The sequence below is a fragment of the Halomonas sp. AOP22-C1-8 genome (assembly GCF_052378905.1).
Lineage (GTDB): Bacteria > Pseudomonadota > Gammaproteobacteria > Pseudomonadales > Halomonadaceae > Vreelandella > Vreelandella citrativorans.
Map to the genome: position 1 here is coordinate 15107 of NZ_JBQSYD010000028.1, position 13132 is coordinate 28238.

Sequence of the window (13132 nt, forward strand, 5' to 3'; positions counted from 1 at the left end):
GAACATAATGAAACGCCATGCTTTTTTAAAAACTGTCTGGGCCACCTCTGCTGCAAGCTTGCTTTTTGCCAGTGCGGCATCCGCTGAAACATTAAGGCTTTCTCATAACACCGGTGACACCACCACGTGGCATGAAGCCGCTGAACTCTTTAACGACTTGTTAAATGAAGCCTCAGAAGGCGAACTGTCGGTTCGTACGTTTCCTAACTCGCAGTTAGCGGGTGGCGACCAGATGCGCCAGTTTGAAATGGTGGGTAGGGGCGCTATTGATTTAGTGATGACCTCCGCCATTAATGTCACGCCGTTAATACCTGAAATGGCTGTTTTTTCACTGCCTTATCTCTACGACGGTTATGATCAGGTAGACGCCACCATGAACGGCGAGCCGGTTAAGTTGCTTGAAGAGATCATGGATGAAAAGGGCGTTAAGGTGCTGGCCTGGGGTGAAAGCGGTTTTCGTGAACTGACCAATAGTAAACGGCCGATTCGTAGCCCTGACGATATGCGCGGGTTAAATATGCGCGTGGCAGGTCCTATGTATGTTGATGTTATGGATGCATTGGGCGCCAACCCGCAGCAAATGCAGTGGGTCGAGACGATCTCGGCATTGCAGCAAGGCGTTGTTGACGGTCAGGAAAATGGAATTGGTGCCGTTATCATTCCCCAGCGTATTTATGAAGTGCAAGACTATATAACGCTCTGGCACTACTCGTATGACCCTATCTTTTTAGGCATTTCCAAGCAGCGTTGGGAAAGCTTCGATGCTGAAACGCAGGAGATGGTTCAGCAAGCGGCTGACCAGGCCATGGCGCATCAGCTCGCCATTACACGCGAAAATACGGCTGAGGGCGTCGACTTCCTTCGTGAACAAGGCATGGATATTACCGAATTGACCCCGGAAGAGATCGAGGTATTTAGGCAAGCAACGGCACCTGCCTTTGATATCTGGGCTGAAAGAGTCGGTCCTGACATCGTTTCCAGCTTTGTCGAAACGATAGAAAGTTCCAAGCAGCAATAACGAATAGCATTTACTGACAATAACTCTGACTAACCTTAGTCAGAGTTATTGGTGTCAGTATAGGGTCAATGCCTTATGAAATTTATAATTAACGAATTTGAAAAAATAGTATGCACTGGCCTCTTCTTGAGTATGGCGCTACTTGGCTTCGCTAATGTCGTTGTTCGATACGGTACTAACTACTCGCTTGCCGCGACAGAAGAACTTCTTACCAATGGGTTTTTGATATTAACTATTTTTGGCGCGGCGATTGCGGCAAGGCGGGGTGAACACTTGGCGGTAACTGTTCTCTATAACGTATTGCCAAGGCACGCTAAAACAGTCGTCTTTATGTTGTCTGTGCTGCTGTCTGTAACGTTACTATGCATGTCAGCCTATTTCTCCTGGGAAGTGTTAAGCAATCAGTTTAATAGTGGAACCCGCTCTTACGGCCTAGGGTTACCCGCCTGGTACTACCACGTTGCGATACCTTTTGGCTTTATTCTCATTGCTATTCGATTTTTGCAGCGTGCATGGCAAGAAATGAACGGCAACGTGGAACCCACGATCGGAGGCGCAGATGTTTGATATCTTCGGCACGCTTTCGACAGGTTCACAGATGATTAGCGTCTTTTTCCTGCTGCTTTTGTTGAGGGTGCCCGTCGCATTCTCACTCGGTCTGTCCGCTATTTATGCCATGTGGCACATGGGGTTTGGATTAGATCTCGCCGGTGATTTGATTGCGACAGGTATTACCAAATTTTCATTATTAGCGATTCCCTTCTTTATTCTTGCTGGAACGTTGATGGGAAGGCTTGGAATCGCTGACCGGATGATCCGATTTTTCAGAGTACTGGTGGGTGGTCTTCCCGGTGGAATGGGCATCGTCGGTACGGTCGTTTGTTTGTTTTGGGGTGCTGTTAGCGGTTCTGGCCCGGCATCGGTTGCCGCCATTGGGCCCATGATCATAAAAGGCATGGAAGAAGACGGCTACCGCAAGGCCTATGCTGCAGGTTTGGTGTGTACGGGCGCGGCCTTGTCGATTGTTATCCCGCCTTCTATCGGGTTGGTGATTTACGGCGTTATTGCTGAAACCTCAATATCGAAGCTGTTTATGGCTGCCATTTTACCTGGCCTGATGATGGGCGGTTTAATGATAGTGACCCTGCCGTGGGGGCGCGTGAAAAACGCGGGAACTGCGGGATCATCGGGCCTGTCATCTGAACCTTCCGTTATGTCGATGGGCGATAACCCTTACCCGCAACTGGGCTATGCAGGTCGATTATGGGCTTCCTTTAAAGACTCTTTTTGGGGCCTGCTCACACCGGTCGTTATTTTGGGAGGGATATACGCCGGTGTGTTTACCCCTACGGAAGCCGCATTAGTGGCCACTATCTATGCGTTACTGGTGGGCGCGGTCATCTATAAAACATTAAGCATCAAAAAATTGTATGAAGCCGTTAGTGATGCGGCGGCATCGTCTGCCGTCGTTATGCTGGTGGTTGCTTACGCAAGCCTGTTTGGTTGGGTGGTAACGGTTGATGACCTGGTAGGCACTTACTCTTCCATGCTGTTAGGCATGAGCAACAACGAGTGGGTTGTTTTATTGGTTATCATGCTGATTCTACTGATTATTGGCATGTTTATGGATGCGGTAACGGTAATGTTTATTTCGTTACCGGTGTTTCTTCCTATTGTGCACCAGCTTGGCTGGGACCCTGTCTGGTTTGGTGTTTTGGTGATGATTAACCTCTCCATTGGCCTGATAACACCACCTGTGGGTATTAATCTTTATGTCGCTGCGAATGTGACAGGTCTTTCCATTGAAAAAATAGCGCGAGGCACCTTTATTTGTGTTGGCGCGTGTTTGGTAGGGCTCGCATTAGTGGCTTTCTTCCCGCAGATATCCATGCTTTTGGTCAGTCAATAATAACGAGAGAAGAGGTGCTTGATGGTCACTAAAAAAGTTGCCGTTGTAACCGGTGGTGCGCGGGGAATCGGGCTTGCTGCCGTAGAGATTTTTCTTGCAAAGGGTTATGACGTAGCCGTGGTGGACATGAGCTATACGGTTGCCAACGAATTGGCCGAGACGTACAGCGGCGTGCTGCCAATCGAATGTGATGTTTCTAATCCTGATGACGTTATCGCCATGGCTGCGGTCATCGAGCGCCAATATGGTCGTGTCGATGCGCTCGTCAATAACGCAGGAATAGCCGCTCTTCATCCGATAGAGGAGACTGGCTTTGATAGTTGGAAAAAAATCATGTCGGTGAACCTGGACGGCACCTTTCTTGTCACGCAGGCCCTTACGCCGCTGATGAAAAAGGTATCCGGAGCGATTGTTAACGTAGCTTCTATCGCGGGTTTGCGCGCCAGTACGTTAAGAACGGCTTATGGTACGTCCAAGGCGGCGGTTATTCATTTAACCAAGCAGCAGGCAATGGAGTTGGGCGAGCACGGTATAAGAGCCAACTGTGTAGCGCCTGGGCCCGTAGAGACGGAGCTATTGGCAAAACTGGTGGAAGCCGCGCCGGAAATGAAAGCAAGCTACCTTGAGACCATTCCTCTTAACCGGTTTGGCCAGGAGAAAGAAATAGCCGAGGTGATTGCCTTTTTATGCTCCCCTGAGGGCGGGTATGTCACGGGGCAGACAATTGCGGTTGACGGTGGTTTTCAGTCAGCGGGAGTGGGGCTCACCGCCTTACGAAGTGCTAATAACCCGTAAGTAGCTGGCGCAAGCTCCAGTCTTGGCAGCATGCGCCACTGCGTTTACCGACCGGTTATGAAATAAATCTATCCCTTCTTAAACGGATTCAACCCATTGGCCTGTTGCATCATCATGCGCTTGGCGAGTGGGAAGCGTTCGGCCAAATGCAGGCTTAGATCACCCAGCTGGCGCAGCGGTTTGGCGCCGGTGAACAGGTGGTGGAAGCTGTCGGTCGCGGCGATCATGGCCTGATTTGCCACGCGGCGCTGGCACTCGAAGCGGTGCAGGTTAATGTGGTCGCCCGGGTCGCGGCCTTTAATAACCATCTCGGCCAATGTATCGGCATCGTGCAGGCCAATATTTAACCCTTGGCCTGCCAGCGGGTGAACCACATGGGCAGCATCGCCAATTAACGCCAAGCGCTTGCCGATATAGCGGCGGGCGTGCTGGCGTTTAATCGGGAAGCTGGCGCGAGCGACAATGCGGGTCAGTTTGCCCAGCCGCTTGGGGTACGCGTTTTCAATCGCCGCTTTAAGCGCGTCGTCATCCAGCGCTTCGCGGGCTTTGGTCGTCTCATCATGGTCGTACCATACTAACGATGCCCGATGGCCGGGTAGCGGCAGCATGGCGATGGGCCCGGTCGGCGTAAAGTATTGCCAGCTCACATCCTGCTGAGGAAGCGCTGTTTCCACGTTCACAATCAGCGCCCGCTGATGGTAGTTATGGCTAGTGACCTCGATGCCCGCTAGCTGGCGTAGCGTTGAACGCGCGCCGTCGGCACCGACCACCAGGCGCGCGCTCAGCATCTTGCCGTTATCCAGTTCGACCACCCGCTTGTCGCCAGCAATCAGCGTATTGATAGGTGCGCAGTGGGTATAACAGGTAACGCTGGGCAGCTCTTGAAGGCGCTGCCAAAGGGCGTGCTGAAGTGTTCGGTTTTCAATAAACAGGCCAAAATCGTCCATGCCGCTATCACTGGCAGAGAACACGCTATGCCCAGTGCCGTCCAGGTTGGAGACATCGATGTGGCGGAAGGGGCAGCAGCGTTCCTGGGGCAGGTCTGTACCGCTAAGCTTAACAAACGCCAGCGAGCGGGCGTTTAACGATGAAATACGCAGGTCATAATCGCCGCTCATGGGGGTAGGCGTGGCACCTCGCTCGATCAGTCCGATAGCGTAGCCCGCGTTACCCAACCGGGCCGCCAGCGCGGCTCCCACCATACCGCCGCCAACAATAATAATATCGTGATCGCTCTGCATGAGGCGCTCCTTCAATGCATGGTCAGGCATCGCTGCCCAGTACGCTGAGACCAGGTACGCTGAGACCAGGTACGTTGCATGTGCCCATAATGTCCTACAGTATCGTCGAGATAGGGGAAACTTGCCTAGGGCATCAATTGACGCAGGCCGTGGAAATGGAAAAAAGTGTGGCCCAAGCGGGGTTTGAACTTGCTCGCTTTATCGAGCAGCACCCCAGGTTGTGGGTAATTACCGGCGCAGGTGTGAGTACCGATAGCGGTATTCCCGACTACCGCGACGCTAGCGGGCAGTGGAAGCGGCCACCTCCTGTTCAGCACGGCGACTTTATGGCATCGCTCAGCGTGCGTCAGCGCTATTGGGCGCGTGCGCTGGTCGGATTTAAAGCGCTCCGCGAAGCCCAAATAAGTGGCGCTCACCAGGCGTTGGCAGCGCTAGAGGCGATGGGGTTTGTAGAGCTTTTGGTAACGCAGAATGTTGACCGCCTTCATCAGCGGGCAGGTTCAAAGCGTGTCATCGACCTGCACGGCCGGGCGGATATGGTGAAGTGCATGACTTGCCATTACCAGATGATGCGCCACGCCATGCATAGCGAAATGGCGCGCATGAATCCTGCCTTTGCCGTACTTAATGCGACCCACGCGCCGGATGGCGACGCTGACTTGGAAACCGATTTCAGTACATTTCACGTGCTTGATTGCCCGCGTTGCGGCGGCATTTTAAAGCCGGACGTGGTTTATTATGGCGATGTGGTGCCTGCAGAGCGTCGCCAAGCGGCGCAGGCAGGCTTGAACAAGGCAGATGCGGTGCTGGCCGTAGGCACGTCGTTAATGGTGTTTTCGGGCTACCGCTTCTGTCGTGAAGCTCATGCCATGGGCCTGCCCATTGCCTCGCTGTCGCTGGGTGTTACCCGGGCAGATGCGCTACTCAGCCATCAATGGCGCGCCCCATTAACGCCGGTATTAACCCATGCCGTTAAGCAGTTGACGCTGGGTCAGCGCGCTTTGGATACCCACGGGTTGTCTTCCAGCCAAAATCGCCAGGGCGCATCACGATCATCAGGCTCGGCGTAGTCGATGCCGACACGCGGGCCGCTGACAATGGGCGTCGAGTGGCTGCCTGCACATACCCACAACTGCTCGGCGCGCGTCATATCGTGGCCGTAAAGTGCTTTATCCACGCCAAGTGCCCGGGTGAGTTTGCCGGGCCCGTTACATAGTTGCCTGCCCGGTATGCTGCGCCGCTCGCGCATGGCCTGTTCGTTAAGCACGGGTTCAATAGCGCGGATCAGCACTGCACAAGGCGAGCCTTCAGGTTCGGTGACGATATTAAGCAGCCAGTGCATGCCATACACCAGGTACACGTAGGCGTGACCGGGCTGGCCGAACATCGCCGCCGTGCGAGGCGTTAATCCACGGTGGGCATGGCAGGCTGAGTCGTGGGCGCCGCAATAAGCTTCTGTCTCGACAATACGCGCCGCCATCTGAACGCCGTCTATGACACGCACTAACCAGCAACCTAACAGGTCATTGGCGACGGCGACGGTATCGCGTTGATAGAAGTCGCGTGACACCGGAGGCAAAGGTAACCCGTGAAGAGATGACATTATCTCACCGCCTGCTTGAGTGAACTGCTAGGGTATTAGGAGATAACGCCCAATGATAGAGGAGGTGACTATGCTGACGTTCGAGCATTTTTACAAAACACTGCCTGAGCCGCTGTGGATAGCGTGCCAGCCCACACCGGTAAAAGCGCCCAGCTTAATTGCCTTTAATCACGCCCTTGCCCAAACCCTTGGGGCGAGTGAGGTGCCTGATAACGCCACGCTGGCGCAGTGGTTTAGCGGCAATACGCTGCCCCCAGGCGCAGACCCTATTGCGCTTGGCTATGCGGGCCACCAGTTTGGTAATTTTGTCCCCCAGCTGGGTGATGGCCGGGCGCTTTTGCTGGGCGAAGTGGTAGACGCGCAGGGCCAGCGGCGGGATATACAGCTGAAGGGCAGCGGGCGAACTCCTTTTTCACGCGGCGGCGATGGCCGCTCGCCCCTCGGGCCTGTACTGCGTGAGTACCTGGTCAGTGAATTTATGGCGGCGATTGGCGTACCCACCACGCGGGCGCTGGCCGCGGTAGCCAGCGGAGAGGTGGTTAGACGCCAACTGCCTGAGCCGGGGGCTGTTTTTACCCGAGTGGCTCGCAGCCACGTGCGCGTTGGCACCTTTCAGTTTGCTTCGGTGCTGCGTAATGAACAGACCCTAAAAGCCCTGGCAGATTACGCGATTGAGCGCCACTACCCAAGCGCGGCCCAGGCCGATGATCCTTACCTGGCGCTGCTGGAGGCGGTTGTTGCCCGCCAGGCCGCGCTGGTGGCACACTGGATGAGCGTAGGTTTTATCCACGGTGTGATGAATACCGATAACACCAGCATCACCGGGGAGACCATTGATTACGGCCCCTGTGCCTTTATGGAGCAGTTTGATCCGCAAAAGGTGTTTAGCTCTATTGACGAGGCCGGCCGCTACGCCTTTGGAAACCAGCCCGCGATTGCCCAATGGAACCTGGCCCGCCTGGCGGAAACGTTACTGCCGCTAATGCAGGCGCAGGGCGATGAAGCGGTGGAGCAGGCAACGCAGGCCATTCATCGTTTTACCGATATACATGCCGATGAGCAGCGCAAGCGTCAGGCGGATAAGCTAGGGCTTTCGTCTGATAGCGAGCAAGCCAATACGCTGATGGCGTCGCTTGAAATCCAAATGGCCCAAGGCAAGATGGATATGACGGCAACCTTTGACGCGTTGACCCAGTACGCCGCCTCACCGGGTGCCCAAACCCATGATGCCGTGCTTGCGTTAACCACTCAGCCTGACGCATTGGGTGCGTGGACAGAAGCCTGGCAGGCCGAATGTGTTGCTCATCAGGATGCAGCGCGTTGGAAGGCGATGCGGCACGCCAATCCAGTCGTTATTCCGCGTAATCACCGCGTTCAGGAGGTGATTAATGCCGCTTACGAGGGCGACTACGCACCTTTTCATACCTTGCTTACAGCGGTGACCAAGCCCTTCGAAGACTCACCGGAAGCGCGTCGTTTGGCCGTTCCCGCCACCAGCAGCGAACAAGTACTGAGAACATTCTGCGGGACCTGAATGGGAAAAACCTGTGATAAACTGTGTTTTTTTACAGGTTAGAAGGGTGGCCAGTGCGCAAAATTATCCACTGCGACTGTGACTGCTTTTACGCGGCGGTAGAAATGCGCGACAACCCGGCGCTCAAGGATATTCCCATTGCCATTGGGGGTAGCGTTGAGCAGCGCGGGGTGGTCGCAACCTGCAATTATCCCGCCCGCGAATACGGCATTCATTCCGCCATGCCGATGGCTCAGGCACTGAAACGCTGCCCACATTTAACGCTTATCCGTGGCGATATGGCCAAGTACAAGGAAGTGGCGCGCCAGGTCTTTGCGATTTATCGCGAGGTGACCGATTTAATCGAACCGCTGTCGTTGGACGAGGCGTTTTTGGATGTCTCCGAGGTGACGCTGCACCAAGGAAGTGCCACGCGCATGGCGCAGGCGATCCGCGAGCGGGTTTGGCGGGAGGTAGGCATCACCGTGTCGGCGGGAGTGGCGCCCAACAAGTTCCTCGCCAAAATCGCCAGCGACTGGAATAAACCGGACGGCCTGTGTGTAATTACGCCTGATGAAGTGGAGCACTTTGTGCAGGCGCTGCCGGTGAAAAAGATTCATGGAGTGGGCCCACGCACCGCTGAAAAGATGGCGCGGCTGGATATCCATACCTGCGCTGACCTGCGTGCTCGCCCACTTACAGAGCTAGTGGAACAGTTTGGCCGCTTTGGTAAACGCTTGCACGAGCTAAGCCTTGGCCATGACGAGCGGCCGGTTAAAACCCATCGTGAGCGTAAATCGGTAAGTACCGAGCAGACCTATGCCAAGGACCTGCCCACGCTTGCGGAGTGCCGCCAACAACTCCCTGTGCTGTTAGAAGATTTAGAGCGCCGCTATGCCCGCTTGGACCCACCGCCTGGCGTAAGAGGGTTAATGGTCAAGGTGAAGTTTAACGATTTTACCCAAACCACGGTGGAGCATGCCGACCCCGCGCCCAACCTTGAGCAGTTCGAGACGCTGTTGAATGTTGGTTGGGCGCGCGGCGAGCGCCCGGTGCGTCTGCTGGGGGTGGGGTATCGCCTGGCAGAAGCCGCACCGGCCGAGCAGCTCTCTCTGTTTTAGAAATCAGCGGCTACCGATATTTTGTTAGCCTGTTAAACCTTATGTCGATTGACGCTCTTTAGTCCGCACGTTAAAACGGTTGTATGAAAACGCTTATATGAAAACGCTTGTATGAGAAAGATTGTATGAAAACGGTATTGCCACGTGTACTGGCGACCATAACGGCGGCGTTAAAGGCCCAAGAGTTTTTTTATGACAACAACCCCCGCACGGCCTCATCTGATGTTTGCCCATGCCAATGGGTTTCCTGGGCTAAGCTATAAAAGCCTGCTCGAACCCTTGGCCGATACCTTTGAGATCCACCCCGTGGATCGGCTTGGCCATCATCCAGACTACCCAGTGAACCACAATTGGGCCAACCTGGTGGATGAGCTATTAAGCTATCTGCCGGATACCCAGGCGCCCCTGCTAGGCGTGGGGCATTCGCTGGGCGGCACGCTGATGGCCATGGCGGCCGACAAGCAGCCCGAGCGTTTTTGCGGGGTGATCCTGCTCGACCCGCCGTTGATGCTGGGAGCCGATGCTTGGGCCATGAAAGCGGCCAAACGTTTTGGTTTTATGGATCGCATCACACCGGCAGGTAAGACCCAGGGCCGGCGCAGCGTATGGCCAAGCCGCGAGGTGATGGCTAAATCCTTAAGTCAGCGCGGCCTCTTTAGCCGCTTTACCCCGGCAGCGCTTAACGACTACATTGAAGCAGGTACCCGGCTTTTAGAGGATGGCAGCGCAGAATTGACGTTTGATCCGCGTGTCGAGGTGGAGATTTTTCGCCACTTGCCGGACCACCTTTCGCGCTTGCCGAGCCGGGTAGGCGTGCCGCTGGCGATTATTGCCGGTCAGGAGTCGGATTTGCTTACCACAGCGCGTATCAAACGTTTGAAGCGGAAAGGCTTAACCGTGAGCGACACGCCAGGAACCCATATGTTTCCGATGGAGCACCCCGACGAAACACGGTTAGCCATTCTGGCCGCTTGGCAGTGCTTTTCGAGCGCAACTGGCAGGCCACCACACACAACGTAAGGAGGCGTTATGTATCTTTCTGTACAGCTTAGCTACTACCCGCTGGGCAATGATGTTAAACCGCTAGTAAAAGACGTGGTCAAGCGCCTTGAGGCAACGGGGCTAGAGGTGTATCCCAACCGCATGAGCACTCAGATATTTGGTGAGTTCGATGCGGTGATGGCAGCCTTGAGAGAGGTGATGAAGTGGTCGTTTGAGACCTACGGCAAAGCGGTATTTACGGCCAATTTCCTGGAGGGCGATCGACGACCCCGTGATTGATTTGGCGACGAAACGCCGCTCAATTTGAGCGGCGCGTTTGTTTTCGACACGTGGTCGTTCTAAGCCAGCGATTCCAAACATGACTCGATAATATCCAGTCCTTCGTTCAAAACGTCGTCTTCGATGGTAATGGGCATTAAAAAGCGGATGGTGTTGCCGTACATCCCGCAGGAAAGCAGAATCAAACCCTCTTCGCGGGCCTTTTTGCATAATGCGCTGGCAAGCTCTGCATTGGGTGCCCGGGTAGTTTTATCAGCGACGAGTTCAAAGGCGGCCATAGCGCCCATGTGGCGAACATTTGCGACGCTTTCGTAACGTGCCTGCCACTGATTAAAATGCTTGGCCAGCTTATCGCCGAGGGCTTGGCTTTTCTCCAGGACGTTCTCTTTCTCAAACACTTCCATAACGGCAAGTGCGGCAGCGCAGGCGGTTGGGCTGCCCGTGTAGGTGCCACCCAAGGAGTTGGGGCCTGAGGCGTCCATTATTGTATCGGTGCCTACCACGGCTGAAATCGGCATGCCGTCGGCCATGCTTTTGGCCATGGTCATGATGTCGGGCTCAACACCGCTGTGCTCAATGGCAAACATCTTGCCTGTGCGCCCGAAGCCAGACTGCACTTCGTCAATAATCATCAAAATGCCGTGCTCATCACAGATGTCGCGGATCTTTTTAAGAAACGAGGCCGGTGCCGGGTAAAAGCCGCCTTCGCCAAGCACGGGCTCCAGGATGATGGCGGCGGTATTGGACGGGCCCGCGTCGGTTTTAAGCGCCATCATCAGGCCGCGAAGGGCTTCATCTTCACTAACACCGTGATAATCGACCGGGTAGGGCGCCCGAAATACGGTGCCTGGCATGGGGCCAAAGTCGGTTTGATAGGGCGCTACTTTGCCATTCATTGCCATGGTGAAGAAGGTGCGGCCGTGGTAGCCGCCATCAAAGCAGATGACGTTAGCGCGTCCGGTCGCTGCGCGGGCAATCTTGACGGCATTTTCCAGCGCTTCGGCGCCGGAGTTGGCCAGCATTACCTTGGCGTGGCCACGAACCGGTACCAGGTGGCTAAGTTTTTCGGCTACACGAACGTAGCCTTCATAGGGCATGACCGTTTGGCAGGTATGCATTACCTTGTCGAGCTGTGCCTTCACCGCGGCAACCACTTTAGGGTGGCGGTGGCCGATGTTCAGGACGCCGATTCCGCCAGCAAAATCGATAAATCGGTTGCCATCAGCATCCCACACTTCAGCGTTTTCGGCATGGTCGGCAAACGCTGTGGCAGGGCTCGCTGCGCCGTTGGCAACGTATTTCCGCTTTAGTTCGTTTAGCTCAGCATTGCTCATGGCTCAACTCCTATCTAATAAGGGATAGGCTTTCAGCATAGTGCGTAATTAATAGGCGTAAACACCGTATACGCCGAGCAATCAAATAATACCTGCCTCACGCAGTGCCTGTTGTTGGGCCGGGCTAATGCCGATGTCGTTTAACACACGTTCAGTATGCTCACCCAAGCCTGGCGGTGCTGTGCTGGCGCTCATGGAATGACCATTGACGCGAATAGGGTTAGCCACCAGATCCACCTGGCCCGACTGTGAGTGGGGCAGGGTCTGTTTTAAGCCGCGCGCTTTTACATGCGGGTCATCAAATACGCGGTCCAGCGTATTGATGGGGCCGCTGGGCACGCCTGCTGCTTCAAAGGCGGTCAGCCATGTATCCATGGTTCGCTGAGCAAGGGCCGCTTCGAGTAGGGGCACGAGTGTTTCACGGTGGTTAACGCGGGCACCGTTGGTGGCGAAGCGCTCATCGAGCGGCAGATCGCTTAGCGAGAGCACCTCACAAAAGCGCGCAAACTGTGCGTCATTGCCTACGGCCACAATGATGTGTCCATCCGCGGTCGCAAACGCTTGATAGGGCACGATGTTAGGGTGCGCATTGCCCAAGCGTTGAGGCACGTTGCCGGAGGTTAAGTAGTTAAGCGCTTGGTTGGCCAGCACGCCTACCTGGACATCCATCAGCGCCATATCAATATGGCAGCCAACGCCGCTGTCACGGCGTTGGTAAAGCGCTGCCAGCACAGCGTTGGCGGCATACAGGCCAGTAAAAATATCGGTAAACGCCACGCCGCTCTTCACCGGGCCGCCACCGAGTTCACTGTCGGGTTTGCCGGTCAAACTCATGATGCCGCCCATGGCTTGAATCATGAAGTCGTAGCCTGCGCGGTGGGCGTAGGGACTTTGCTGGCCAAAACCGGTAATCGAGCAGTAGATCAGTGCCGGGTTAAGCGCTTGCAGGCTGGCGTAATCCAGGCCGTATTTCTTCAGGCCGCCGACTTTAAAGTTCTCAAGCAGCACATCTGACTGGGCAACGAGCTGCTTGATCAGCGTTTGGCCTTCTGGCCTGGCCATATCAATCGTCACCGAGCGTTTCCCCCGGTTGGCGCACAGGTAATAAGCTGATTCTGCGGTGTTTTCAAGCCAGGGAGGTCCCCAGTGGCGCGTGTCGTCGCCGCTGCCTGGGCGCTCGACCTTCACTACATCGGCCCCCATGTCCGCGAGCATTTGGCCACACCAGGGCCCGGCCAGTACGCGAGAAATATCGAGTACCTTAATGCCCGCCAGCGGTTTGGTTACGTTGCTCATGATGATTCCTGTGGCCTATTG

13 protein-coding genes are annotated in these 13132 nt (G+C 55.2%); 9 read left to right on the forward strand and 4 right to left on the reverse strand.

Annotated elements, in window-relative coordinates; genetic code table 11:
- Positions 1-7 precede the first annotated feature (7 nt).
- From ACT3TY_RS14330 to ACT3TY_RS14345, 4 genes are all read left to right on the forward strand, one after another.
- Positions 8-1018 (forward strand): DctP family TRAP transporter solute-binding subunit, encoded by a 1011-nt coding sequence (locus ACT3TY_RS14330; protein WP_192526546.1) that lies wholly within the window; start codon positions 8-10, stop codon positions 1016-1018.
- A 75-nt stretch (positions 1019-1093) separates the two neighbouring features.
- On the forward strand, positions 1094-1585 hold the full coding sequence (locus ACT3TY_RS14335; protein ID WP_192526547.1) for a TRAP transporter small permease: 492 nt from the start codon (positions 1094-1096) through the stop codon (positions 1583-1585).
- Positions 1578-2927 carry a TRAP transporter large permease gene (locus ACT3TY_RS14340; protein ID WP_444622321.1) on the forward strand — a complete coding sequence of 450 codons (1350 nt, stop codon included), beginning with the start codon at positions 1578-1580 and terminating at the stop codon, positions 2925-2927. The genes ACT3TY_RS14335 and ACT3TY_RS14340 overlap by 8 nt, the downstream gene beginning before the upstream one ends.
- Positions 2928-2948: 21 nt before the next feature.
- Positions 2949-3722 carry an SDR family NAD(P)-dependent oxidoreductase gene (locus ACT3TY_RS14345; protein WP_087107844.1) on the forward strand — a complete coding sequence of 258 codons (774 nt, stop codon included), beginning with the start codon at positions 2949-2951 and terminating at the stop codon, positions 3720-3722.
- Positions 3723-3790: 68 nt separating this feature from the next.
- On the opposite strand, the gene ACT3TY_RS14350 is transcribed toward ACT3TY_RS14345, so the two are convergent.
- Positions 3791-4963, reverse strand: coding sequence for a UbiH/UbiF/VisC/COQ6 family ubiquinone biosynthesis hydroxylase (locus ACT3TY_RS14350; protein WP_444628699.1), 1173 nt, complete (start codon positions 4961-4963; stop codon positions 3791-3793).
- 155 nt (positions 4964-5118) lie between these two features.
- On the opposite strand from ACT3TY_RS14350, the gene ACT3TY_RS14355 reads away from it, so the two are divergent.
- Positions 5119-6033, forward strand: a complete 915-nt coding sequence (locus ACT3TY_RS14355; RefSeq protein WP_444628722.1) for an NAD-dependent protein deacetylase — start codon at positions 5119-5121, stop codon at positions 6031-6033.
- Here ACT3TY_RS14355 and ACT3TY_RS14360 read toward each other — a convergent pair.
- Positions 5955-6566, reverse strand: a complete 612-nt coding sequence (locus tag ACT3TY_RS14360; RefSeq protein WP_444628701.1) for a DNA-3-methyladenine glycosylase — start codon at positions 6564-6566, stop codon at positions 5955-5957. The two genes, ACT3TY_RS14355 and ACT3TY_RS14360, sit on opposite strands and share 79 nt — an antisense overlap.
- 70 nt (positions 6567-6636) lie before the next feature.
- Between ACT3TY_RS14360 and ACT3TY_RS14365 the strand changes: the two genes are divergently transcribed.
- The 4 genes from ACT3TY_RS14365 to ACT3TY_RS14380 all read left to right on the forward strand — a co-directional run bounded on the left by ACT3TY_RS14365 (position 6637) and on the right by ACT3TY_RS14380 (position 10481).
- On the forward strand, positions 6637-8100 hold the full coding sequence (locus ACT3TY_RS14365; RefSeq protein WP_444628703.1) for a protein adenylyltransferase SelO: 1464 nt from the start codon (positions 6637-6639) through the stop codon (positions 8098-8100).
- A gap of 53 nt (positions 8101-8153) precedes the next feature.
- A complete protein-coding gene (gene dinB / locus ACT3TY_RS14370) occupies positions 8154-9200 on the forward strand; it encodes a DNA polymerase IV (RefSeq protein ID WP_444628705.1) in 1047 nt (348 codons plus the stop codon).
- A gap of 192 nt (positions 9201-9392) precedes the next feature.
- Positions 9393-10220, forward strand: coding sequence for an alpha/beta fold hydrolase (locus tag ACT3TY_RS14375; RefSeq protein ID WP_444628706.1), 828 nt, complete (start codon positions 9393-9395; stop codon positions 10218-10220).
- 9 nt (positions 10221-10229) lie between these two features.
- Positions 10230-10481 (forward strand): thiamine-binding protein, encoded by a 252-nt coding sequence (locus ACT3TY_RS14380; protein WP_444628707.1) that lies wholly within the window; start codon positions 10230-10232, stop codon positions 10479-10481.
- A 59-nt stretch (positions 10482-10540) separates the two neighbouring features.
- Here ACT3TY_RS14380 and gabT read toward each other — a convergent pair whose 3' ends face one another.
- Complete coding sequence (gene gabT, locus ACT3TY_RS14385; RefSeq protein WP_444628708.1) at positions 10541-11815, reverse strand: 4-aminobutyrate--2-oxoglutarate transaminase; 1275 nt, start codon at positions 11813-11815, stop codon at positions 10541-10543.
- 81 nt (positions 11816-11896) lie between these two features.
- Positions 11897-13111, reverse strand: a complete 1215-nt coding sequence (locus ACT3TY_RS14390) for a CaiB/BaiF CoA transferase family protein (RefSeq protein WP_444628710.1) — start codon at positions 13109-13111, stop codon at positions 11897-11899.
- Between the last annotated feature and the right edge of the window lie 21 nt (positions 13112-13132).

Excerpts from the sequence above, each read along its gene's own strand:
- ACT3TY_RS14360 (WP_444628701.1), bottom strand. The coding sequence starts at position 6,566 with ATGTCATCTCTTCACGGGTTACCTTTGCCTCCGGTGTCACGCGACTTC.
- ACT3TY_RS14345 (WP_087107844.1), top strand. The coding sequence starts at position 2,949 with ATGGTCACTAAAAAAGTTGCCGTTGTAACCGGTGGTGCGCGGGGAATC.
- ACT3TY_RS14350 (WP_444628699.1), bottom strand. The coding sequence starts at position 4,963 with ATGCAGAGCGATCACGATATTATTATTGTTGGCGGCGGTATGGTGGGA.
- ACT3TY_RS14380 (WP_444628707.1), top strand. The coding sequence starts at position 10,230 with ATGTATCTTTCTGTACAGCTTAGCTACTACCCGCTGGGCAATGATGTT.
- ACT3TY_RS14375 (WP_444628706.1), top strand. The coding sequence starts at position 9,393 with ATGACAACAACCCCCGCACGGCCTCATCTGATGTTTGCCCATGCCAAT.
- gabT (WP_444628708.1), bottom strand. The coding sequence starts at position 11,815 with ATGAGCAATGCTGAGCTAAACGAACTAAAGCGGAAATACGTTGCCAAC.
- ACT3TY_RS14340 (WP_444622321.1), top strand. The coding sequence starts at position 1,578 with ATGTTTGATATCTTCGGCACGCTTTCGACAGGTTCACAGATGATTAGC.
- ACT3TY_RS14330 (WP_192526546.1), top strand. The coding sequence starts at position 8 with ATGAAACGCCATGCTTTTTTAAAAACTGTCTGGGCCACCTCTGCTGCA.
- ACT3TY_RS14390 (WP_444628710.1), bottom strand. The coding sequence starts at position 13,111 with ATGAGCAACGTAACCAAACCGCTGGCGGGCATTAAGGTACTCGATATT.
- ACT3TY_RS14365 (WP_444628703.1), top strand. The coding sequence starts at position 6,637 with ATGCTGACGTTCGAGCATTTTTACAAAACACTGCCTGAGCCGCTGTGG.
- ACT3TY_RS14335 (WP_192526547.1), top strand. The coding sequence starts at position 1,094 with ATGAAATTTATAATTAACGAATTTGAAAAAATAGTATGCACTGGCCTC.
- ACT3TY_RS14355 (WP_444628722.1), top strand. The coding sequence starts at position 5,119 with ATGGAAAAAAGTGTGGCCCAAGCGGGGTTTGAACTTGCTCGCTTTATC.